This window comes from Janthinobacterium aestuarii (assembly GCF_051380835.1).
Taxonomy (GTDB): domain Bacteria; phylum Pseudomonadota; class Gammaproteobacteria; order Burkholderiales; family Burkholderiaceae_D; genus Janthinobacterium; species Janthinobacterium aestuarii.
On record NZ_JBNYXU010000001.1, the window covers coordinates 944,597 to 967,823 of the forward strand.

Consider the following 23,227-nt stretch of genomic DNA (forward strand, 5'->3'; position numbering starts at 1 on the left):
TCTGGGCCAAGCTGGAGCATTTGCGCAACAGCGGGCTGTTGTATACTTGCTCGTGTACGACGGACGCTGATTTTTTTGCGCCGTTTTGCCATCATTCCTTACCGGCAGGCATCCATTCGATACAATACAGGAAATTGCCACTGGTGCATCCACCTCGCCATCGCGCAGTACACAAACATTGATCGGGCGTCTGCCCCATCCCCCAAATCCCGCCCTGAAGGGCTTGGCCTCGAGCCGGAGTATGCTTTACGATGACAACTGAACTGAGTGTTCCTGCAACAACTATTCCCCTCACATCGCTGCCGGCGACCGTGCCAGAAACCTGGCTGGCGGAAGTGGAGAGCAACCTTTCTCCAGGGGAGAACGTTTTAAGTAGCGTTGAGGTTGACCTCGATGCGCGATTACGTTTCACAAAAGGCATAATAGTTGTCACCGAGAAGCGTTTGCTGGCCCGTTCGCCGGGCGATACCACCTGGAAAAGTTGGTCTTTCCGCCACGGATTGCGCCTGACGCACCACGACCACGCCGGTGTCGGCCACCTGGAACTGTTCGACGACCACGGCCGCCTGGCGTCGTGGCGCTTCACTTTGGGCCAGAACCTGCATGCGATCCGCGTGCTGGAACAGTTCGTCGAGCGCCTCGACAGCCACCTGACGGGCCAGCCCGTGCTGGAAGCGGAGCAGGAAGTGTGCCCCAGCTGCAAGGCGCCTTTGGCGCCGGAGCAGGAAGAATGCCCGATCTGCGCCAAGGTGCTGCACACGCCGCCATCGACCTGGACCCTGTTCCGCCTGTGGCGCTTCGCCCATCCCTACCGTGGCCAGCTGGCCCTGGGCTTCATGCTGATGTTGCTGAGTACGGCCGCGCACATGATTCCACCGTATCTGACGGCGCCGCTGATGGACAATGTGCTGATCCCGTATCAAAACGGCAAGCATATCGACCCATGGCTGGTGGTGTACTACATGAGCGGCTTGCTCGGTTCGGCCCTGCTGGCCTGGCTGCTGGGCTGGGGCAAGACCTATGTGCTGGCCCTGGTGTCCGAACGCATGGGTGCCGACTTGCGCTCGGCCACGTATGAGCACCTGATGAAACTGTCGCTGGAATTTTTCGGCGGCAAGCGCACGGGCGACCTGATGGCGCGTATCGGCAGCGGCAGCGACCGCATCTGCGTCTTCCTGTCGCTGCATTTGCTCGATTTCGCTTCCGACGTGCTGATGATCATCATGACGGGCGTCATTTTGTGGTCGATGAACCCGTGGCTGGCCATCATGACCCTGGCGCCGCTGCCCTTCATCGCCTGGATGATCCACCTGGTGCGCGACCGCTTGCGTACGGGCTTTGAAAAGATCGACCGCGTGTGGAGCGAAGTGACCAACGTGCTGGCCGATACGATTCCCGGCATCCGCGTGGTGAAGGCGTTTGCGCAGGAAAAACGCGAAGCGGCCCGCTTCCGCGACGCCAACGCGCACAACCTGGCTGTCAACGACAAGTTGAACAAGGTCTGGTCGCTGTTCTCGCCGACCGTGTCCTTCCTGACGGAGATGGGCTTGCTGGTCATTTGGTGCTTCGGCATCTGGCAGCTGTCGCGCGGCGAAATCACCGTCGGCGTGCTGACCGCCTTCATCGCCTACAGCACCCGCTTCTATGGCCGCCTCGACTCGATGAGCCGCATCGTCTCCGTGACGCAGAAATCGGCGTCGGCCGCCAAGCGCATCTTCGACATCCTCGACCACGTGTCGAGCGTGCCGGAACCGGCGCAACCGGTGAAACTGAACAAGATCGAAGGACGCATCGACTTGCGCGAAGTCGGTTTCCGCTATGGCAACCGGGCCGTCAACCGCGGCATCACCCTGAACATCAAGGCGGGCGAGATGATCGGCCTTGTGGGCCACAGCGGCTCGGGCAAGAGCACTCTGGTCAACCTGATCTGCCGTTTCTACGACGTCTCGGAAGGCGCGATTCTGCTCGACGGCGTCGACATCCGTTCGTTCGCCGTGTCCGACTACCGCCGCAATATCGGCCTGGTGCTGCAGGAGCCGTTCCTGTTCTTCGGCACCATCGCTGAAAACATCGCCTACGGCAAGCCGCACGCGACGCGCCAGGACATCATCGCCGCCGCGCGTGCCGCGCATGCCCACGAATTCATCCTGCGCCTGCCGCAAGGCTACGATTCGATGGTGGGCGAGCGCGGCCAGGGCTTGTCCGGCGGCGAACGCCAGCGCATCTCGATCGCCCGCGCCCTGCTGATCGACCCGCGCATCCTGATCATGGATGAAGCGACATCGTCTGTCGACTCGGAAACAGAGAAGGAAATCCAGAAGGCGCTGGACAACCTGGTGCAGGGCCGCACGACGATCGCCATCGCGCACAGGTTGTCGACCCTGCACCGCGCCGACCGCCTGGTGGTGCTGGACCGCGGCCAGGTCGTCGAAGTGGGCAGTCACGATGAACTGATGGCGAAAGAGGGCGCCTATTTCCGCCTCTACGAAGCACAGGCGCGCAACAACGAACTCGCCCTGGATGACAAGGAATAAGCATGGCCAGTACAACTTTTACATTAAGCCGCGACACCTTCGGCAAGCTGGTGATGACGGACGCGGACGGCCAGGTCTTTGAAGGCGTGGCGCCCGTGCGCGCCTTCCCCATCCAGTCGCCGGACGAAGGCATTTCGCTGGTGCTGGGCAATGGCAAGGAAGTGGCGTGGATCGAGCGCATCGACGCCTTGCCGGAACCGGCGCGCAGCCTGCTGCAGGAAGAACTGGAAGGGCGCGAATTCATGCCCGAGATCGCCCGCGTGAAAAGCGTGAGCAGCTTTGCCACGCCATGCACCTGGTATGTCGATACGGACCGGGGCGAGACGCAGTTCGTGCTGAAAGGCGAGGAAGACATCCGCCGTATCGGCGCCACGTCGCTGCTGATCGCCGACAACCACGGCATCCACTTTTTGATACGCGACATGTTCAATATCGACAAGACGACGCGCAAGATACTCGACCGCTTCCTGTAAGCGTCGGAGTTACTTGAAAACCGCTGCCTGCAGCGGTTTTTTTTCGTCTGCCGGGCATGAAAAAAGCCGCACAAGAGTGCGGCTTTCAGGGGCGGTACCGGCAGCCGTTTCAGGCCGCCGGGGATTGCGCTGCATTACATGAACTTGTAGCCTGCGCCGATGTAGAAGTAACGGCCGCGGACGTTGTACAGCTGGGCAAAGCCCAGGGTGCCGTACTGGTTGCCGGCGCCCATCGCGCTAAACGGTGGCATTTTGTCGAACAGGTTCTTGATGCCGGCCGTGAAGGTCAGGTTTTGCATTGCCACGTACTGGCCCGTCAGATCCACTTCGGTGTGCGAAGGAATCGTGCGGGTACCCGGCTTGATTTCGTCGCGGCGCAAGTCCGAGTCGATCATGTCGCCCGTCGTACGGATGACCAGGGAGCCGGACATATTGTCCTTTTCCAGGCTGGCAGTGAACGTGTTGCGGTACTTCGGATTCATGAACGTCTTCAGCGTGCTTTGCACCGGATCGGTTTCCGTATCCTGCGTTTCCATGCGGGTGTAGATGGTGGACGCATTGCGGATCGTGAATTTGCCGAACATCGTTTGCGGCGATGTGTAGCGCAGGTCCGTATCGAAACCGCGCACTTCGGTGGTGGCCAGGTTCTGGTTGTTCAGCAGGATGCGTGCGTCGCCATTCTTGATTTCCACGTTGCCGCGCTCGATCGCCTTGGTTTCCGTCAGGGTGCCGATCTCGTTCTTCTTGTCGATCTTGAAGTAGTCGATGCTGACCGTCAGCGAGTTCACTGGCGAGAACACCATGCCCAGGTTGTAGGTCTTGCCTGTTTCAGGTTTCAATTCCTTGTTGGAGCCGGAGACCTGGTAGTAGGCGAAGTTTTTGCAATTGCCGGCGATCGAAGGGAAGGCATCGCAGATTTCCTTGTCGTTCGTCGTATAGGCGCCCGCATCGACGCCGCCATACATCTGTTTCAGCGATGGCGCCAGGTAGCTGCCTGCATACGAACCGCGGAACATCAGGTTGTTCAGCGGCTGGTAGCGCAAGGCCAGTTTCGGGCTGGTTTTGCTGCCGACATTCGAGATGTCGTCATAGCGCACGGCCACTTGCGCTTCGACGTTTTTCAGGAAGGGGATCGACAGTTCGCCGAAGATGCCCTTGGAATTGCGGTCCGCCTTGACTGCAGCTTGCTGGATGCTGCCGAAGACCAGGCCATCGATCTGGTTCTGGTCGGGCTGGTCGCTCAGCGATTCCTTGTTGTAGGAAACGCCAACAGCGTAAGCCATCGCGCCGCCTGCCAGATCCATGATCGGTGCAGATGCCTTTGCGTTGAAGAAGGTCAGTTCCGACTTGCCGGCGCGTGTAGGCGTGAGGCGAATCTTGTCGACGGCAGCCTGTGGATTGTCGGTGCGGGTCGGGTCGATCGTGCCATTCTTGATCGCTTCGTTGAACAGGTCGTAGTGCGCGTAGTTCGAATCGCGGTTGGTGGCCTTGCTGACGCCCTTGCCGATGGCGACGTCCCAATCGATGCCGCGCGTCGTGCCTTCCAGGCCCGTCGAGAACTGGGTCATCGTGCCTTTGCGATTGGTCTTGCGCGGGCCCATTTGCATGAAGCGGCCGGCAACGGTCTTGCCATTGGCCACGAAGTTGCCAGGTGCGGCCTGGGACTCGAAGTCATCCTTGCTTTCGGAATAGGTAAATTCCGCAAACGCGCGAATGTTGTCATTGATTTTCAGGCTGCCGATCAGCATGCCGCTGACGCGGTCGGCGCCGTTGGTCGAGGTCAGCAAGGTCTTGTTGACGTCGAAACGGCATGAGCCATCGCTCAAATCGTCCGGTGGGCATGGCACCAGGGTGCCGCCGCCAACGATATTGCCGCTAGGATGATAGCCGCTGCGGCCATCCGGACCGCCAAAGCGGCGGAAGTCGGCTGAACGGGTCAGGTCGCGGTCCTTGCGGTAGATTGGATCGCGCTTGAACACGTCGACCGTGGCCAGTACGTTGAAGCCCTGGGTGTCATAGTCGCCAAAACCGTACACGAGGTTGGCCGTCTTTTCCTTGGCGTCCGAACGCGAGCTTTGGCCGTAGCTGGTTTTCGCTTCCAGGCCCTGGTAATTCTTTTTGGTGATGAAGTTCATCACGCCGGCAACCGCATCGGCGCCATAAATGGCCGAACCGCCGTCCTTCAGGATTTCAATGCGTTCCAGCGCGCTCAGCGGGATGGAGTTGACATCGACCGCGGCGCCCGCGCCCGAACCGTCTGCCAGCGCATTGGTCGGCAGGCGACGGCCGTTCAACAGGATCAGCACGTTGCGTTCGCTCAAGCCGCGCATCTTGATGTTGGTGGTGCCGGAACCGGATGGCGAGTTGGCGCTCAGTTCGCCCTGGTCATTGATGTCGATGGAAGCCAGGTTGCGCACCAGTTCAGCGACGCTGGTGGCGCCCGTGCGCTCGATATCTTTCTTGCTATAGATTTCCACCGGTGCGGCGGTCTCGGCATCCACGCGCTTGATGGCGGAACCGGTGACAACCACGCGTTGCACTTTTTCCTCGCCAGCCTTGGCTTCCTGCGCCTGGACGGTTTGGTGCATGAAACCTGCGCTCATGACCAAAGTGCCGGCAAACATCATGCGCAAGGATTTGCTTAATTTCTTTTCAATCATTGTCCATCCTCCAACTAGGAAACTTTAGTTTCCTTAGGGTTTTATTTAGCTATTTGAAAGTATTTTCAAAATGACCATGTTTGCAAATTTAGTATTTTAAATTTGCAATTCATCAGACCATTTTTTGATCTTGACTGTCAAGAACTGCCGGGTATTTGTTCAGATGCAGGACACGTGGCAGAGCGAAAGTGGATGAATTTTATTTGTAGCAAGCAGGAAAGTATTAAATTCCAATTGCTAAATAAATTAAATTTGCCATTAGGTAAAATTATCATTGAAAGTTCAGTATTTGCTGATTGCCTGTCTAGACAGCTGTGGTTTTTTTGTGACAATATTGGCGGCGAACAAGGCAGGGCGTAGGACAAAAAAAAGCCGCCCGGAAGGGGCGGCTGGTGGTTGAAAAAGGCGCTTATTACTGAAACGCCACTTCCGCAAAACTGCGCAATTTGCGGCTGTGCAGCCGGTCCACGCCCTGGCGGCGCAGCAGTTCCACGGCGCGGATGCCGATGCGCAGATGCTGGTCGACGCGCTCGCGGTAGAAGTGATTGGCCATGCCCGGCAGCTTGATTTCGCCGTGCAGCGGCTTGTCGCTCACGCACAGCAGGGTGCCGTAGGGGACGCGGAAACGGAAGCCGTTGGCGGCGATCGTCGCGCTTTCCATGTCCAGCGCGATGGCGCGGCTCTGGCTGAAGCGGCGCTCCGGCGTGCGCTGCGGCAGCAATTCCCAGTTGCGGTTGTCCGTGCTGGCCACGGTCCCCGTGCGCATGATGTGTTTCAGGTCATGCCCCGTCAGCTGGGTGATTTCCGCCACGGCCGTTTGCAGCGCCTGCTGGATTTCCGCCAGCGGCGGGATCGGCACCCACAGCGGCAAGTCTTCGTCGAGCACGTGGTCTTCGCGCACATACGCGTGCGCCAGCACGTAGTCGCCCAGGCTTTGCGTGGTGCGCAAGCCGGCGCAATGACCGAGCATCAGCCAGGCGTGCGGGCGCAGCACGGCGATATGGTCGGTGATGGTCTTCGCATTGGCGGGACCGACGCCGATATTGACCATGGTGATCCCGCTGCCGTCCGCGCGCAGCAGGTGGTAGGCGGGCATCTGCGGCAGGCGCGGCGGCGCGGCGCCCAGCGCATCCTCGCTTTCGACAGTCTGGCCGACCCGGCGCGTGACCACGTTGCCCGGTTCGACAAAGGCGATGTAGTCGTCGTCGTCCGAGGGCGCGGCCGCATCGGGCGCGCGGTCCATCATGGCGTGGCCCAGGCGGATGAATTCGTCGATGTAGAACTGGTAATTGGTGAACAGGACGAAGTTCTGGAAGTGCTGCGGCGACGTGCCGCTGTAGTGGCGCAGGCGCTGCAGCGAATAATCGACGCGCGGGCCCGTGAACAGCGACAGCGGCTGCGCTTCGCCGTGCGCCGGTTCGTGCGTGCCGTTGGCGATGCCGTCGTCCATGGCCGACAGGTCGGGCAGGTCGAACAGGTCGCGCATGGCCAGGCGGCGGCCCGCATCCATATTGCCTTCGATATGGTCATGCTCGGCGAACGAGAAATGCACGGGGATGGGCTGGGCGCTCACGCCCACTTCCAGGTGCACCTTCTGGCCGCTGTTATGGTTTTTCAGCAGCAGGGTGAACTGGTCCAGGTAGTAATCGCCGAACAGGTCGGGACGCGTCAAAGTGGTTTCAAACACGCCGGGGCCGGCGACAAAACCGTAGGCCAGCGGCGAGTCGGCGCGCGCCACGGTGTCCGTCTGGATGCGCACGAAGGGGTAGCAGGCACGCACACGTTCGTGCATGTCTTCGCCGGCGACAAAGCGCTGCAGCGCATCGCGCAAGTGTTCGATGCTGCTGCGGTAGATGGCTTGCACTTGTTCCAACGCCAGGCGTGGATCGTCGAAGCGGGAGGAGGCGATGAAGGGGGGCGTAAGCAAGCGGATTCTCCTTGTGGCGGTTCGTGCTTGCCATTGTAAGGCAGGCACCGCATTTGTGTGGTGCGTGCGGGGCTTTGTTGCCGGCAAAACGGCGGGCCGGAGACGCGGGCCTGAGAAAATGCCGATGGCGGCGTTGCGGCTCCTTGCCGTACATGCGTACTGTCTGCGTCGCCGCGCCTGGCCCTCGACATTTTTCAGGCCCGCTTGGCCCGAGGGGCCTTTGCTGCGGTCCAGGGTAGTCAGTACTCTGCTGGTGCGCTTGCGCTGTAGAAAGACCTGCTGGCTGGCTTGTGCAGTTAAGGTGCTATTTCTGGTTGAATGAGTTCGCCTATGCGAAGAAGATTACCATCCGGATCGACAATGGCAAATTCCCTGAGTCCCCAGGGTTTGTCTTCCAAAGGGTGTATGCGCGGGATGCCTGAATCAGGCAAGCCGACAGCCAGGCAGGTTTCATACAGACTTTGCACATCGCCCACACGGATGTGGCAGCCTGCCAAGGACTGGGCCGGAACCAGCTCGGCATGGGTAAAAAAGTGAAGTTCGATGGTGCCTCGTTTGAAAATTGCGTAGTCCTGGCTGAACTCGTGCGCCCCGCCTTCGAATCCCAGCCGCCCTTAAAACGCCGTTGTTGCGTTGACGGAGCGGCATGGCAGTATCGGTATGGCGGAATCGGTATTTTGGCTCATTTCGTTGGTTGCAAGATAATTTTAGTTCGGTCACGAAAGGCAGCTTACGCCCGAAGCCGACACTCGCCTAACTTATATCGAGCCCTGAGCCAGTTGTTCCAGTGCTCCCAACAAAGCCAACGATGCCGCAATTTCAAAGCTTCCCTCGTTCGAATCAATGGCATGTGATGAACCACCTACTATCCGAATCAGGAGACCTTCCGTGCTGTATGTACCAAACCTTGCGTGAGGCTGGAATTGTGCCTTGATGCCTCTGTAAACCGCTGCCTTAAATTCCTCAGGGATTCTTGTAGGCGAGACTTCCCATGCGAATGAAAGCGCCGTTTGCGCCGGTTCGACTGACAGGATTACGTGACCGTAGCGATGCATGCCGCCAGCTTGTCGGACGACTCGTCCTTCTCCACACAGTGGACCTTCAAGCTCACATCTCTTCATTGTATAGTCAGCATCGCCGTTTCAGCCGTTTCCGCCGCTCTGCAAAAGACCGCTTCTGGCCGAACGCGGCCGTCGCTCCCTAGCATAGCAGCTTGCCCAGCGGCAAAACTCAGCAATTCTCACAGTCGACCGATGACGCCCCAAAGACAAAATAGGCCATGGGCGTCAGGTGGGGTGGCGCATGCCATCAGGACTAGGTGCCGTGGACTCGAACAGAGAAATGGTCCAAGTTATGTCGGGATACACGGAAGTGACTTCTACACCCAGGTCTATTTCAATAAAACCGAGAGACTTCAAAATAGAGCTGACAACGTCAAAGCGGTGGTTTTCAAAAAAGCGATCATCTCGATCACGACGATCTCGAAGCAAACCAGGGTGCATCGAAGGTAATGAGAATAGCACCTTCGCGGTCGGCTTGAGCACCTGCAGAATGGATTTCCACGACTCTACAAAACAGTCCTCGTGAATATGCATCAACACTGCGCTACACAGCACGCCATCGAAACGTCCGCCGAATGGCACGCGAGTAAGAGGTAGTAGGCCAGACTTCACGCGCCCCGCCAGTTCGGGATGTTTCGTCAGAGAGTATGTTCGCATCGAGTCATTGGGCTCGATGCCATAGGCGTCAATGCCGTTTTTTATTAAAACCGCCAAGTCCCGGCCGGAACCTGATCCGACATCCAGTACCTTGTCACCTTCTTTAAAAGCAGCTTGAAAATATTTCGAGATAGCGCTGTGCGATGCCTCTGAATCGACCGTGCCATGTTGCACGTAGCTTTCATAAAACTTGGCCGTCATGTGATCCATGCTGAAGCTCTCCATTTCGTCTGCTCCATCGTTTTGCTCCGTACTGCTTTCGTCTGCTTTTGGCTCAGGCTGGGTAAAAACGTCAATCGCTGTAAACCAACCTGAATGGTAAACGTTAACCGCCACATTTCACCCCGTCAATTGTTCACGAATCGCTCACGTCACTTTGCCCGGCCAGAACCGGCGCATGGTCTGGCGTTCCTGTTCTTCGTCGTGCAGCGCCAGCGCCGGTTTGACCAGGTCGCTGCGGCTGATGATGCCTACCAGCCGGCGCTCGCCATCGACTACGGGCAGGCGTTCGAGCTGGTGCACGGCCAGGCGGGTAGCCAGTGTGCGGCAGGTTTCGCCGCCCAGCGCCAGCAGCGGCGGATTGACGCCATACAGTTCGCCTACTTTATATGCCTGCGGATGGGCGTCGATGGCGGCGCGGTCGAGCATGCCGACCAGTGCGCCGTCGCGCGTGACGGGGTAGGCGCGGTGCGGCTGTCTCAGGCCGAAATGGCTGGCCAGCACGTCCGCTACCAGCGCCTCGGCGTCGATGCTGACCGGCGTGGTGGTCATCACTTCGGCCACGCTGTGGCGCTCGAGCGGATCGATGCTGTATTCGCGGAAGATATGGTGGCCGCGGCGGGCGATCTTCTCGGTCAGGATAGAGCGGTGCATGGTCAGTACCGTAAAACCATAGGCCACGGTGGCGGCAGCGAGCACGGGCACCAGCGCGTTGGCGTCCTGCGTCAGCTCGAATGCAAACACCACCGCCATCACCGGTGCGCGCATCATGCCGCCCAGCGTGGCGGCCATGAACACCAGCGGCCAGATGGCTGGATCGCCACCGGGCAGGTAAGGGCCGAGCAGGGCGCCCAGGCCCGCGCCCAGCATCAGCAGGGGTGCCAGCACGCCGCCCGAGGTACCGGAACCGAGGGCGATCAGCCAGATGATGGCTTTGACCAGCAGCAGCGCCGCCAGTGCGCTGGCGGCCAGGTGATTGCTCAGGAGGTCGCCGATTACGTCATAGCCCACGCCCAGCGCGCGCGGCTGGAAGTAGCCGCCGATGCCCACTGCCAGGCCGCCCATGGCCGGCCACCACATCCAGTGCACGGGCAGTTTGTGAAACGCGTCTTCCACGCGGTACAGGGCGGTTGACAGCAGCCAGGCCATGGCGCCGCACAGCAGGCCGGCGATCACGCACGAGCCCAGCGCCAGCGGCGCCATGACTGCCGTTTGCATCGGGAACAGGGGGCCGCTGTCGATCAGCAGGGGGCGCAGGAAGCCTGCCACCGCGCAGGCCACGGCCACCGGCGCCAGGCTGCGCGGACGCAGTTCGAACAGCAGTAGTTCAACGGCCAGCAGCAGGGCGGCTATCGGCGTGCCGAAGACGGCCGTCATGCCGGCCACGGCGCCGGCCACCAATAGCGCCTTGCGCTCGGCGCCGCTCAAATGGAAGTGTTGTGCGATCAGGGAGCCGATGGCGCCGCCGGTCATGATGATCGGGCCTTCGGCGCCAAATGGGCCGCCGCTGCCGATGGCAATGCCGGAGGCGACCGGTTTCAACACCGCCACCTTGGGCGACATGGTGCTTTTCTTGAACAGGATCGCTTCGATGGCTTCCGGTATGCCGTGGCCGCGTATCTGCTCCGAACCATAGCGCGCAATCAGGCCGATCACCAGGCCGCCGATGACCGGCACGACAATCACCCATGCGCCCAGCGTATTGTCGGCGGGCGACGTGGCGGCCGTGGACAGGGTCTGGAAGAAAAACAGATTGGTAAAGAAGCGGATCGCGTGCAGCAGCAGGTCGGCCGTGACGGTCGACAGCGCGCCGATGACGGCGGCAATGGCCGCGATCAGCAGCAGCCTGGCCTTGCCGTCGAAGTCGCGCCGGCTGTCGTAGTGCGGTTTGATCTCGTGCTGGCTCATGCTGTTTCGTCCTGTGAAAGTCGGGGTATGGTAAAGACGCCGTCGAGCGACAGCAGTTCGGCGCGGTGACGTTCGGCCAGGCGCGCCATCACCGCTTCGCCGGCGGGCAGCAGATGCACTTCGACGCGGCGCTTGTCGGCCTGGCTGGGTTGGCGCTCGACTAGGCCCATGGTTTCGCAGCGCGACACCAGCGCCACCACGCCGTGGTGCTTGGCCTGCAAGCGCTCGGCCAGCTCGCCCACGCTGGCCCAGTCGCGGCCCGGGTAGCCCTTGATATGGAGCAGCAGCAGGTATTGCAGCGGCGTGATGCCTTCGGCCTGCACGGCGTCTTCGGAAAAGCGCTCGAAGCGGCGCATCTGGTAGCGAAATTCGGACAGGGCTGAAAAATCGGCCTTGGTCAGCGTAGGTAGTTTTGCGGTGGCCATGATTGCGTTGTCAATGACGGGACGCAAAATATATCACAACATGATGTAATTTTCTTGATCTGGATGTTTTTTCAGGCGGATGGAAAATGCCGGGTGCTTGACGGGTTCAAATAGAATCTGTATTCTATTTGAATGGTCAGACTAGCCAAATTCAACGAAAACAACTTCATCGACAGCGCGATCGCCGTCGCCGCCCAGTGCGGCGTGGGTGCCGTCTCGATGGCCGCCATCGCCGTCAAGGCTGGCGCGCCCATCGGCTCCGTGTATCACCGCTTCGATTCGCGCAACGCCATCCTGGCGCGCGCCTGGCTGCGCGTGAAAAGCGACTTCCGCGAGGAAGTGGCCAGCCGCTGGCTCGGCGGCGACACCTGGGCCGGCGTGCACGGCTTGCTGGACTGGTGCCGGCGCAAGCCCGTATATGCGCGCTTCCTGCTGCAATGCGCGGACAGCCCCGATTTCAGCAGTGGCCTCAGCGAGGAATTGCTGGCCGCCGTGGAAGAGGAGCAGGCAGCGCTCGACGCCTGCTTTGTCCGCTGTGCCGAAGCCATGCCCGCCACCGCGGAGCTGGACCTCGATCACATGCTGCTCAAATTCGTGCTGATCGACGCGCCCGTGGCCGTCGTCAAACCTTATCTGACCCAGGAGCGGCCGATACCGGCCAGCGTCGACGCCATGCTGCGCGCCTCGCACGATGCCGTACGCGGCTGGGCCGCCCACACCACCTCACACTAACAAAGAAAAGAATCCCCATGCGCTATTCCACCCAGCTTGAACACGGCAAGAAAATCCCGCTGCACGACGAAGAAGGTTTCATCGGCATGCGCGCGGCCGGCCGCATCGCCGCCGACACGCTCGACTACATCGCGCCCTTCGTCAAACCGGGCGTCTCGACGGCCAAACTCGACGCCCTTTGCGAAGAATTCATGCGCGCGGCCGGCGCCATCCCCGGCACCATCGACTACCACGGCTACAAGCACGCCAGCTGCATCTCCGTCAATCACGTGGTCACGCACGGCATCCCGTCCGAGACCAAGATCCTCAAAGTGGGTGACATCCTCAATATCGACGTGACGCCGAAGTTCAACGGCTGGTTCGGTGACACCAGCCGCACCTTCAAGGTGGGCGCCGTCTCCATCCTGGCCAACCGCCTCGTCAACACGGCGTATGACGCCATGATGGCCGGCATCCACACCGTGCGTCCCGGAGCGACCCTCGGCGACGTGGGCGCCGCCATCGAAGCGGTAGCCAAGGCGCAGGGCTTTTCCTCCGTGCGCGACTTCTGCGGTCATGGCGTGGGCCAGGTCTTCCACGACACGCCGCAAGTGCTGCATTACGGCCGCGCCGGCACGGGCATCGTGCTGGAACCGGGCATGATCTTTACGATCGAACCGATGCTCAACGTGGGCAGCTACCAGGTCAAAGTCTTGCCGGACAAATGGACGACGGTGACGAAAGACCGCTCGCTGTCGGCGCAGTTCGAGCACTCGCTGGCCGTCACGGAAACGGGCTTTGAAATCTTTACCCTGACCGGTTCGACCGAGCCGCTGGTGTAAGCATGGATGACGCGCGCCGGCAGCAGCTCACCGATATCGTCGCCGCGAAAGCCGGCGTGGATGTCGCTTGCGCGGCGCGCCACCTGGCGCTGCATGATGACGACGTGGCGGCCGCCTTGCGCGGCATCGACGCCGAACGTTATACGCTGACGCAGCGTCTGCTGAACAAGTACCGGCGCGATCCGGAAGACGCGCTGCAGCACGTGGCGCTGGCCGTGCTGCAGCAGGAAGGCATCGCCAGTGACAGCGTGCTGCGCGCGGAGCGCATCGCGGCCCTGGCGCCGCCCGTCGCTGGCATGGTGATGCTGGCCGAGTGGCTGGCCTATGTGGACTGGGAAGGCTACGACAGCGCCCTGTACGCGAATATCGACGCGGTGGCGGCGTTCATCACCAGCGCACTGGACTTGCCCGAGGTGGCCGCCAATCTGCTGCAAACGCGCGATGCAGCCGTGTTTGACACGCAGCGCCCGGCGCTGGCCGCCGCGGCCCTGCTGTTCATCGAGCGCCACACTACGCAGTTTCCCTGACGGCTGGCGCTTTGCCGCCGGCGGGCGCGCGTCTTACAATGGCGGCAAGCACTGTTGCCCCATTTTGAAGACTTCCGCATGAGCGATTTTCCCGAAGATATCTACACCGAGCCGTCCGCCGACGTGCACACCCTGAACAACCTGGGCCCCTTGACGGGCATGGCCGGTATCTGGACGGGTACGCGCGGCCTGGACGTCAAGCCGAAAGCGGACGGCCCGCGCAAGCAGGCCTTCGTCGAGCGCATCGAACTGCAGCCGATCGACCCCGTCACCAACGGCCCGCAACTGTTCTACGGCTTGCGCTACTACATCCACATCACCAAGCCGGATCAAGTCAAGACATACCATGAGCAGGTGGGCTACTGGCTGTGGGAGCCGGCCACGGGCGCCGTGATCCAGACCCTGGCCATCCCGCGCGGCCAGATCGCCATGGCGTCCGGCACGACGACGGCGGACGCCACCAGTTTCGAACTGGTGGCCAAGCGCGATTCGACGGCCTACGGCATCTGTTCGAACCCTTTCCTCGAACACGCGTTCACCACCGTCGAATACCGGATCAAGGTCGATATCCACGCCGATGGCACGTGGGGCTACGACGAGGACACGGTCATGCTCATCCGCGGCAAGGACGAACCGTTCCACCACACGGACCGCAACCTGCTGACGAAAATCGCCGAACCGACGCCGAACCCGATGGCGCTGCAGGCGCTGGCGGCAGCCGCCTCTTGAGAGCACCTGTCAAAACCTGCTGCGCGTCGTAATTTGTGGCCTGCGATGCTCACTGTACCTCCGTACAGTTGCGCTTCTCGACCACAACTTCCTTCCGCTCGCTACGGTTTTGTCAGGGTTCTAGGGTTTTCCTTGCGCCACGGCTTTGATCGCACGCTCCTCGCCCATGGCGGCCGCGATCTTCCAGCGCTGCATGGCGCTGGCGCGGTCGGGGCGTTTTAATCCAGCGCCTTCCCAGTCCATCAGGCCCAGGTTGTAGATGTCGCCCGCGCTGCCCTTGTCGGCGGCGAGGGTGAACCATTTGCGCGCTTCCTTGTGGTTGACGGGAATCTGGTAGCCGCGCACGTGGTACAGCCCCAATAAATGCATGGCTTGCGCATTGCCCTTGTTCGCGGCCTGTTTCAGCAAGTCGAGTCCGCGCGCCATGTTGCGCGGTTCCTGCCAGCCTTCGGCCAGCATCACGCCTTTCGCCGTCAGCGCATAGCTGTCGTTTTTCACGAGGCCCTTGCCGATCAGGGGCTTGGCGGCCACCTGGCGCGCTTCGCGCTGCTGCGCCGTCGGCGCGGCGACGGGGCCGGGCTTGCCTTCGCCCATCAGCAGCATCCAGCCATACAGACCATACGCGCCGGCGTCGCCCTTGCCGACCAGGCTTTCCAGCATGGCCAGCGCCTGTACCTTGTCGCCATTTTCGTACAGCTTGACGGCCTTGGCGCTGCTCGCATCTGGCGGCACTGGGACTGGCGCATGGGGCGCGATGGGCGCTGACGCCTTGGCCGTTTGCGGCTGTGGACCAGCCGGGCGCACGCGCACGGGCAAGCCATAGCTGGCGGCCAGCACGGCCAGAGTGGCGGGCGCGAGGATCAGCACTTGCGCCAGCTGGTTGCGGCGTCCCTTGCCGGCGATGCCCATGGCCCGTTCGGCTTGCTGCTCGCCGCCCAGCGCTTCGCTCAGCACGTTTTTTACCTTGCGGTTGAACAGCCAGTAGCCGGCGCCCGTGACGAGCAGGCCTGCGACGGCGGCCGCCCCGCGTCCTGCGAAGAACCATGTGGCGATGGCGGCGGCCAGCGCGGCCAGCGCACTTTTCCACCAGAATTGCTTGGCCAGCCGCGTGTAGACCTGGCGCAGGGCGCCGAGCACGCAGGTGCGCACATTGTTGGCATAGTCGGTGGAGACGACATCGACGTGGGCATGGTCCGCGTCGCCGCTAAGGACGGACTCGATCACGTCCGCATTCAGTTCCGAGGCGGCCACGTCGCGCAGCGGCGTCAACAAACCTTGCACGTGGGCCGAGAACAGGCCGTCGTCGGCGCTGCCGGCCAGCGCGTCGCTGAGTGCCTTGAGGTCGCCGCGCAGCAGCTTTTCCACGATGTCGTCCAGGGTCAGCCAGCGCAAGTCCGTGCCGTATGCGACCAGGTGGTGCTTTTCCGCGTTGCACGATGCATCGAGGCGCACGATGCGCAGCTTGGCCGCATACAGGGCGTCGACCTCCTGCGGCTGGTCTTCATTGTAAATGCTCACTTTCGCCAGGGTCAGGCTGCTGGCAATGGCTGCCAGTGAGTGCACGCTCTCCTTGTCGCGGATGCGGCGCGCATCGTCGGGCGCCTGCTTGGGCAGGCTGACGCTGTAGCCGGGCGCCACGTGCACGTCGACCCAGGCCGCCTTGCCCACCTTGCCGGAGCCGTCGCACGGGTTGCAGCGCAAATCGCCCACGCCGCTGCAGGTGCGGCACGTGACCTTGCCGCTGGCGCGGCAGGTGCCGCAATTGATGCTGCCGGAACCGTGGCAAGTGTTGCAGCTGACCTTGCCGTAGCTGCAATGGTAGCAAGAACGGTATTCGGTGCGGTACTGGGGCCGCGTTTCGCTGTGGTAGCTGGTGTGCGAGCTGCCGTTGCTGTAGGTGGTAGTGGGCACTTGCACCGTGATGTAGTCGGTGACTTGCTCGGACACCGTGCCGCTGCCGCTGCAATACGAGCACGACACCTTGCCGCTGCCGTAGCAGCCATACGCGTCGCAGCCGACGGTGCGTCCGCCGTGGCAGTTCCAGCATGTTTCCGTTGTCGCACCATAGCAGGTGTGGCAGTTGATGCGGCCGCGGCCGGTACAGTTGCTGCAGGTATCGAGGTGCCAGTACTTGACGGCGTGCGGCAGGTAGACGCCCGCCTCGACGCCGTTGTAAGCCTGGCCTGGCTGGCGCAAGACATTGTCGAGCTTGCCCGCCGCGCGGCGCAGCCGTTCCTTCTCCTGCGCGTGAGCGAGCGCTCCCACCTCGTGCGAGCCACAGCGGCAGTCATTACCCGCTGGCGTGAAATAGCCATTGATGACACGCTGCTCGAAGCGCGCCTCGAGCGCGTAGTTCGCTTGCAGCGAAAACTCCTGCAGCACGTCTTCCTCGTCCAGCGGCGTGATGTCGTGCGGCTCGAAACGCGTCTTGTCCTGCACCAGGGTGCGCAGCTTGCCCAGCACCGTCGGTATCTCTTCCTTGTCGAGCTCGATGGGCGCTGGCGCCGTCACGGACGTTGCTGATGCCTGGGGCATGTCCTCGTTGCCTTGGGTATCGGTGGCCGTCTCGGTGCTGGGGTTCATGCGCGTCCTTTTGCTCTCTGGAAAGATGTTTGAATTTTAGCATCCCCATATGACAAAGCGGATAGCGCCGGTGCGCTTTTTCAGCGCAGGCCGCGGCGGAACTGGTCGGGCGTGCCGCCGCTTTGCCGGCGAAACATCGCGATGAAAGCGGACGCCGTGCTGTAGCCCAGTTCCAGCGCGATCGCCTGCACGGTGTCGCCCCGTTCCAGCAGGGGCAGGGCGGCCAGGAAGCGCTGGCGCTGGCGCCATTCGCCGAACGGCATGCCCAGTTCACGCTGGCAGCGGCGCGCCAGGGTGCGCTCCGTTACGTGCAATTGCGCGGCCCAGTCGGCCAGTGAGCGGTTACTGCCGGGCTCCGCCTGCAGGGCCGCCAGCAGCGCCGCGATGACGGGCTCGTCGCTGCCGGGCAGGTAGTTGCGGCTGCACGGCGCCAGTTGCAGCTGGTCGACCAGCACCTGCGCCAGGCGCTGGTCGGCTTCGGTGGCGGGCGTGGTGACGTGGCGCCCGGCAAAGTCGCCGAGTATGGCTTTGAGCAAGGGACTCAGGACCAGCGCGCATGGCTGGGCGGGCAGCTGCGCGCACAGGCTGGCATCGATGTAGGCCGAGTGAAACACGACATCCTGGCGGATATAGCCGTCGTGCAAAGTCTCGGGCGGTATCCACACGGCGTACTGGGGCGGCGACAGGTAGCGCTGGCCCGCGACCATGATTTCCATCACGCCCGTGGAGCAATACGTGAGCTGTCCCCAAGGATGGCTCTGGTAATCGAATTGCTGGTGCGCGCGGTAATCGTCGAGGCGGAAATACACGGGATAGGGCAGGGCGTCGGAAACGGCGGGGAAATGCTGGTTGCTGGCCATGGCGTCTTTGTCCTGTTCTTCGCATCGATTGTCCGCTATGCATTATATCCATGGAATCGGACCATGCGAAAATGGCGGTCTTGAATACTGGAGTACGCCGCATGCAAGTGAAGCACTATCTGTTGCCCGTGATCGCCGTGCTGATCTGGGCCATCAATACCATCGTCAGCAAGATGGCCGTCGGCGTGATCGATCCGGCCGCCATCTCGTTCTACCGTTGGCTGCTGGCCGGCGTGCTGCTGGCGCTCGTGTTTGGCCGCGGCGTGTGGAAGCAGCGGGCCGTGGTGCAACCGTATCTGGGCAAACTGTTTGTGCTGGGCATGCTGGGCATGGTCATGTACCAGTGCCTGGCCTACATCGCGGCGCAAACGACGACGGCCACCAACATGGGCATCCTCGCTTCCATGATGCCCTTGCTGGCTGTCGGCCTGTCCGTGCTGCTGCTGGGCGAGGCGCCCACCGTGGGCGGCGTGTTTGGCGGCCTCGTGTCGCTGCTGGGACTGGCTTACCTGCTCAGCCATGGCGACCCGGCCGCCCTGCTCGCCCATGGCGCGGCCGTGGGCGACGCCCTGATGATGCTGGCGTGTTTGTCGTATGCGGGCTATGGCGTGCTGCTCAAGCGCTGGAAAATTCCGCTGAATAACTGGCATTCGCTGCTGATCCAGGTCTGGTGCGCCGTGCCCGTGCTGTTCGTGTATTACCTGAGCCAGTCCGCGCCACCCGTCACCGGCGCCGGTTTGCCGCTGGTGCTGTTTGCCGGCATCCCCGCCTCCATCATCGCGCCGTTTTTGTGGATGCACGGCCTGGCCAAGTTGGGGCCTAGCCGCGCGACGACCTTGATGAATTTGCTGCCCGTGTTCACGGTGATCATCGCCATGCTGTTCCTCGGCGAAACCTTGCACAGCTACGACGTCATCGGTGGCGGCGTGACCCTGCTGGGCGTGGTGATGGTGCAGTATTTGAAACGTCCGCTGCGCCGCGCCAGCGCCTAGTTTTTTTGCTATGCTGGTGTTTTGAACAAGGAGACGCCATGCCCAGCATCGATACTCTGTTGAGTGAACTCGAAGCATTCGGTAACACCAATGATGCGGTGCACACGGCGCGCGCCAGCCGCATGCTCAACATCACGCGCGACACGGGCGAATTGCTGGCCGTGATGGTGCACGCGCGCGGCGCCCGGCGGGTGCTGGAAATCGGCACCTCGAATGGCTATTCCACCTTGTGGCTGGCGCGCGCCGTGCAGGCGCTGGGTGGCAAGGTGGTGACGGTGGAAAAGGCGCAGGACAAGTTCGACATGGCGCACGACAACTTTGTGTGCGCGCAATTGCAGGGCGTGATCGGCCAGCTGCTGGCGGACGCGGGCGACGTGCTGCGCGATGCGGCGGACGGCGCCTACGATTTCATCTTCCTCGATTCTGCGCGCCAGCAATACGCGCAATGGTGGCCGCAGCTGGACCGCGCCCTGGCGGCCGGCGGCGTGCTGGTGGTCGACAACGCCAGTTCGCACTACGCGGACATGGCCGGCTTCATCGAAGCCATCCGCGCCGACAGCCGCTACACGACCTGCCTGGCCACGGTCGGCAAGGGCGAATTCATCGCCGTCAAGGCGGGCAACTGATTATTCGGCAACGATAGCCGCTTCCAGCACGCGCACCAAGGACTCCACGCCTTGCGCATCGACGTCGTCAAAGCGGCTGACGAGCGGGCTGTCGAGGTCGAACACGCCGATGATCTGGCCATTCGAAAACACGGGCACCACCAGTTCCGAACGGGAATTGACGTCGCAGGCGATGTGGCCGGGAAACGCATGCACATCGTGCACGACGATGGACTTGCCTTCCACCACGGTGGTGCCGCACACGCCGCGTCCCTTCTTGATGCGGATGCAGGCCGGCTTGCCCTGGAACGGACCCAGCACCAGTTCCTCGCCTTTCAGGAAATAAAAGCCGGCCCAGTTGAGGCCCGGCATGGTGTTGAAGACCAGCGAACTGAAGTTGGCCGTATTGGCGATGAAATCGCTCTCGCCTGACAGCAAGCCTTGCAGCTGCGAGCGCAAGTCCGCATACATGGCTTGCTTGGCGGCGGGGGTATCGGTGCCGTAGGCGGCGTCGCTGATGGTAAACGTCATGGTCGTGGTGGCGCTTGAAAATGGGGAAGGCGACATGGTAGCGCGTCTGGCGCATCCGCGCGCGGCCCTTACTTTTTCAGGTGTTCCTGCGCCAGCTGGCGCAGCAGGGGCAGGGCCGCATGGCCGCGATCGGCTTGCCAGGCCAGGCCGATGCCGGCCGCCAATTCCTCACCCTCCGCCAGTTGCCGGTAGGCCACGCCATCCATGCGCAGCGCGCGGAACGAGTCGGCCAGCAGGGCCATGCCCTTGCCGGCCGCCACGTCGCCGAGCAGCACATGGTGGTCTGGCGCTTCGCGCAGGAAATGCGGCGCGAAGTTGTGGCGGCGGAACACTTGCTGGCAATGGTCGAAGAAGGCGGGCTGGCGCGCCCGTTCGAACCAGTAGACGGATTCCTGAGCGATATCAAGCAGGCTCAGCTTGCGCTTCTTCGCCAGCCGGTGACCGGCGGGCAGGGCTAGCATCATGGGCTGGCGCGCCAGCGGCTGCACGGCCAGTTCGAACGTGGCGCTGGGTAGCGCAAGCAGGGCCGCATCGAGCTGGCCCTTGCGCACGGCCGCGACCAGGCGCGGCGACGGCGCCGCCGTCAATTCCAGGCGAATATTGCCCAGTTGCTCCTCCAGCGCCGCGAGCAGCGGGCGGAACAGGCCGGCCGCCACGGAACTCGTCAGGCCCAGGCGCAGGCGCGCGGGTGCGCTGTCTTGCCGCAGCGATTGCTGCGCCATATCGAGCAAATCGAGGATGTGCAGCGCCTGCGGCAGCAGGGTGCTGCCCGCTTGCGTCAAGGTCACGCCTTGCGTGTCGCGTTCGAACAGGCGCGCGCCCAGCTTGTCTTCCAGCCCCTTGATGGCGCGCGACAATGGCGGCTGGGTCATGTGCAATTGCTCTGCCGCCTGGCGAAAGTTCAGGCAGCGGGCGACGGCGCAAAACAGGGTCAATGCGTGGGTATCGAGGGTTCTCATACCAGAAAGGTATCACGAAATCGGGCATTCCCTTGCCAGCCTGCGCGGTCCAGACTGGCGGCATCGAGTCAACAACTGAGGAGAGCAGCATGCAACAGCGACGCATCGGCAATAGCGGTTTGACCAGTTCGGCACTGGGCCTGGGCTGCATGGGCATGTCGGAATTCTATGGCGCCACGGACGAGGCGCAATCCCTGGCCACCCTGGAAGCGGCCCTGGCGGCGGGCGTGACCTTGTTCGACACGGCCGACGCCTACGGTTTCGGCCACAACGAGCAATTGCTGGGGCGCTTTTTGGCCAGCCATCGCGGCCAGGCCCTGGTCGCCACCAAGTGCGGCCTGGCGCGCGAGGCGGGCAGTTATGCGCGCCGCGTCGACAATTCCCCCGCCTACATCCGCCAGGCATGCGAAGCGTCGCTGGCGCGCCTGGGCGTGGAGCGCATCGACCTGTTTTACCTGCACCGTCTGAACCTCGAGACGCCACTGGAGGAATCGATGGGCGCGCTGGCGCAACTGCGGCAAGAGGGCAAGATTCGCGCCGTGGGCTTGTGCGAAGTGAGCGCCGCCACCTTGCGGCGCGCGGCGGCCATCTGCCCCGTGGCGGCCGTGCAGAGCGAATACTCCCTGTGGACGCGCGAACCGGAGCAGGGCGTGCTGGCCGCCTGCCGCGACGTGGGCGCCAGTTTCTTTGCTTACAGTCCGTTGGGCCGGGGATTTTTGACGGGCGCCATTGCCGATGCGAGCAGTCTCGATGCGGGCGACTTTCGCCAGTTCAATCCCCGCTTTGCCGCCGATAACCTGGCGCGCAACCAGGCCATCGTCGCGCAGGTCAAGGACATCGCGCGCGCAAAAGGCTGCACGCCGGCCCAGCTGGCGCTGGCCTGGCTGCTGGCGCAAGGCGACGACATCATTCCCATTCCCGGTACCAAGCGCATCGCCTACCTGCACGACAACCTCGGCGCGCTGGCCGTGCGGCTGGACGGGACGGAACTGGCGGCGATGAATGCGGCCTTTCCCTTGGGTATGGCGGCAGGCGCGCGCTATACGGAGGAAGGCATGAAGGGCGTGGATGCCTGAAAAAAACGCGTGAGTGTACGCCAGCGTACCTAACTGAAACTTTCTCTGCAGGATAATCGCCAACGATCTGCTAGCATTTGGCAGGTTGCACCGTGTTCAACGGTCAGGTATCCGATGAGGTGGATGTTGTTAGATGACGATATTTTCGATATAGAACTGAAGTTATTGCTTGAGGGAATACTGCTGCGCTATCAGCACGATTTCCGCGATTATTCCGTGGCGTCCCTGCGCCGGCGCATGCGCCAGGCCATGGAGCGCTTCGGCTGCGCCAGCCTGTCGCAATTGCAGGACCGCATCTTGCACGAGCCAGCCATGTTCGCGCAGATGCTGCAGTTTTTTACGGTGCAAGTGAGCGAGATGTTCCGCGATCCCGCGTATTTCCGTGCCCTGCGCGAAAAAGTCGTGCCCATCCTGCACACCTATCCCTCGATCAAGATATGGGTGGCCGGCTGCAGCAGCGGCGAAGAGGTATGGTCGCTGGCCATCTTGCTGGAAGAAGAGGGCTTGCTCGAGCGCAGCATGATCTACGCGACCGACATCAATGTGGAAGCGCTGGCCGCCGCCGAAGCGGGCATCTATCCGGTCGAGCGCATCGCCCAGTTCAGCGAGAATTACCAGCTGGCGGGCGGCAAGCGCTCGCTGTCCGACTATTACACGGCCGCCTACAAGGGCGCCATCTTTGACCGGCGCTTGCGGCGCCAGTTCGTCTTCGCCGACCACAGCCTGGCGACGGACAGCGTGTTTTCGGAGGTGCACATGGTTTCCTGCCGTAACGTCATGATTTATTTCAATAAAGACTTGCAGGACCGCAGCCTGGGCCTGTTCCGCGAAGCGCTGGTGAACCGGGGCTTCCTGGGCTTGGGCATGAAGGAAAGCCTGCATTTCAGCCGCCATGCGGACAGCTTCAACGAGCTGAGCCCGGCCGAACGCATCTTCCAGCGTGCCTGA

General features: G+C 62.2%; 21 protein-coding genes. 10 read left to right on the forward strand and 11 right to left on the reverse strand.

Going from position 1 to position 23,227, the window contains the following annotated elements:
* Window positions 1–251 precede the first annotated feature (251 nt).
* The gene (locus ACQ4WO_RS04260; protein ID WP_436480351.1) at window positions 252–2,534 is read left to right on the forward strand and encodes a cyanophycin metabolism-associated ABC transporter; all 2,283 of its coding nucleotides are present in this window, start codon (window positions 252–254) and stop codon (window positions 2,532–2,534) included.
* Window positions 2,535–2,536: 2 nt separating this feature from the next.
* Window positions 2,537–3,007 carry a cyanophycin metabolism-associated DUF1854 family protein gene (locus ACQ4WO_RS04265; protein ID WP_436480352.1) on the forward strand — a complete coding sequence of 157 codons (471 nt, stop codon included), beginning with the start codon at window positions 2,537–2,539 and terminating at the stop codon, window positions 3,005–3,007.
* Window positions 3,008–3,141: 134 nt separating this feature from the next.
* Here ACQ4WO_RS04265 and ACQ4WO_RS04270 read toward each other — a convergent pair whose 3' ends face one another.
* From ACQ4WO_RS04270 to ACQ4WO_RS04295, 7 genes are all read right to left on the reverse strand, one after another.
* A complete protein-coding gene (locus tag ACQ4WO_RS04270; RefSeq protein WP_436480353.1) occupies window positions 3,142–5,595 on the reverse strand; it encodes a TonB-dependent receptor in 2,454 nt (817 codons plus the stop codon).
* Window positions 5,596–6,079: 484 nt separating this feature from the next.
* Complete coding sequence (locus tag ACQ4WO_RS04275; RefSeq protein WP_436480354.1) at window positions 6,080–7,594, reverse strand: AMP nucleosidase; 1,515 nt, start codon at window positions 7,592–7,594, stop codon at window positions 6,080–6,082.
* Between the two features lie 296 nt (window positions 7,595–7,890).
* A complete protein-coding gene (locus ACQ4WO_RS28110; RefSeq protein ID WP_495542768.1) occupies window positions 7,891–8,202 on the reverse strand; it encodes a bleomycin resistance protein in 312 nt (103 codons plus the stop codon).
* A gap of 150 nt (window positions 8,203–8,352) precedes the next feature.
* The gene (locus ACQ4WO_RS04280) at window positions 8,353–8,715 is read right to left on the reverse strand and encodes a hypothetical protein (RefSeq protein WP_436480355.1); all 363 of its coding nucleotides are present in this window, start codon (window positions 8,713–8,715) and stop codon (window positions 8,353–8,355) included.
* A gap of 165 nt (window positions 8,716–8,880) precedes the next feature.
* A complete protein-coding gene (locus ACQ4WO_RS04285) occupies window positions 8,881–9,522 on the reverse strand; it encodes a class I SAM-dependent methyltransferase (RefSeq protein ID WP_436480356.1) in 642 nt (213 codons plus the stop codon).
* Window positions 9,523–9,678: 156 nt separating this feature from the next.
* Window positions 9,679–11,439 carry a chloride channel protein gene (locus ACQ4WO_RS04290; protein ID WP_436480357.1) on the reverse strand — a complete coding sequence of 587 codons (1,761 nt, stop codon included), beginning with the start codon at window positions 11,437–11,439 and terminating at the stop codon, window positions 9,679–9,681.
* Window positions 11,436–11,864, reverse strand: coding sequence for a MarR family winged helix-turn-helix transcriptional regulator (locus ACQ4WO_RS04295; protein WP_436480358.1), 429 nt, complete (start codon window positions 11,862–11,864; stop codon window positions 11,436–11,438). Before ACQ4WO_RS04295 ends, ACQ4WO_RS04290 begins: the two co-directional genes overlap by 4 nt.
* A 132-nt stretch (window positions 11,865–11,996) precedes the next feature.
* On the opposite strand from ACQ4WO_RS04295, the gene ACQ4WO_RS04300 reads away from it, so the two are divergent.
* From ACQ4WO_RS04300 to ACQ4WO_RS04315, 4 genes are all read left to right on the forward strand, one after another.
* The gene (locus ACQ4WO_RS04300; RefSeq protein ID WP_072455223.1) at window positions 11,997–12,596 is read left to right on the forward strand and encodes a TetR/AcrR family transcriptional regulator; all 600 of its coding nucleotides are present in this window, start codon (window positions 11,997–11,999) and stop codon (window positions 12,594–12,596) included.
* Window positions 12,597–12,613: 17 nt separating this feature from the next.
* Complete coding sequence (gene map, locus ACQ4WO_RS04305) at window positions 12,614–13,417, forward strand: type I methionyl aminopeptidase (protein ID WP_070260327.1); 804 nt, start codon at window positions 12,614–12,616, stop codon at window positions 13,415–13,417.
* Window positions 13,418–13,419: 2 nt separating this feature from the next.
* Window positions 13,420–13,944, forward strand: coding sequence for a hypothetical protein (locus ACQ4WO_RS04310; RefSeq protein ID WP_436480359.1), 525 nt, complete (start codon window positions 13,420–13,422; stop codon window positions 13,942–13,944).
* A 78-nt stretch (window positions 13,945–14,022) separates the two neighbouring features.
* Complete coding sequence (locus tag ACQ4WO_RS04315; protein WP_436480360.1) at window positions 14,023–14,673, forward strand: FABP family protein; 651 nt, start codon at window positions 14,023–14,025, stop codon at window positions 14,671–14,673.
* Window positions 14,674–14,793: 120 nt separating this feature from the next.
* Here ACQ4WO_RS04315 and ACQ4WO_RS04320 read toward each other — a convergent pair whose 3' ends face one another.
* Together ACQ4WO_RS04320 and ACQ4WO_RS04325 are read right to left on the reverse strand one after the other, a co-directional pair.
* Entirely contained in the window at window positions 14,794–17,256 is a 2,463-nt protein-coding gene (locus ACQ4WO_RS04320; RefSeq protein ID WP_436480361.1) for a tetratricopeptide repeat protein, read from the reverse strand.
* Between the two features lie 80 nt (window positions 17,257–17,336).
* Complete coding sequence (locus ACQ4WO_RS04325) at window positions 17,337–18,116, reverse strand: AraC family transcriptional regulator (RefSeq protein WP_436480362.1); 780 nt, start codon at window positions 18,114–18,116, stop codon at window positions 17,337–17,339.
* Between the two features lie 101 nt (window positions 18,117–18,217).
* On the opposite strand from ACQ4WO_RS04325, the gene ACQ4WO_RS04330 reads away from it, so the two are divergent.
* Both ACQ4WO_RS04330 and ACQ4WO_RS04335 read left to right on the forward strand, forming a co-directional pair.
* Window positions 18,218–19,108 carry a DMT family transporter gene (locus ACQ4WO_RS04330; protein WP_436480363.1) on the forward strand — a complete coding sequence of 297 codons (891 nt, stop codon included), beginning with the start codon at window positions 18,218–18,220 and terminating at the stop codon, window positions 19,106–19,108.
* 38 nt (window positions 19,109–19,146) lie between these two features.
* A complete protein-coding gene (locus ACQ4WO_RS04335; RefSeq protein WP_436480364.1) occupies window positions 19,147–19,734 on the forward strand; it encodes an O-methyltransferase in 588 nt (195 codons plus the stop codon).
* Here the strand turns inward: ACQ4WO_RS04335 and ACQ4WO_RS04340 are convergent, their stop codons facing one another.
* On the reverse strand, window positions 19,735–20,244 hold the full coding sequence (locus ACQ4WO_RS04340) for a free L-methionine (R)-S-oxide reductase MsrC (RefSeq protein WP_436480641.1): 510 nt from the start codon (window positions 20,242–20,244) through the stop codon (window positions 19,735–19,737).
* A gap of 68 nt (window positions 20,245–20,312) precedes the next feature.
* On the reverse strand, window positions 20,313–21,203 hold the full coding sequence (locus tag ACQ4WO_RS04345) for a LysR family transcriptional regulator (RefSeq protein ID WP_436480365.1): 891 nt from the start codon (window positions 21,201–21,203) through the stop codon (window positions 20,313–20,315).
* Window positions 21,204–21,292: 89 nt separating this feature from the next.
* Between ACQ4WO_RS04345 and ACQ4WO_RS04350 the strand changes: the two genes are divergently transcribed.
* On the forward strand, window positions 21,293–22,279 hold the full coding sequence (locus tag ACQ4WO_RS04350; protein WP_436480366.1) for an aldo/keto reductase: 987 nt from the start codon (window positions 21,293–21,295) through the stop codon (window positions 22,277–22,279).
* Between the two features lie 123 nt (window positions 22,280–22,402).
* Entirely contained in the window at window positions 22,403–23,227 is an 825-nt protein-coding gene (locus ACQ4WO_RS04355) for a CheR family methyltransferase (RefSeq protein WP_436480367.1), read from the forward strand.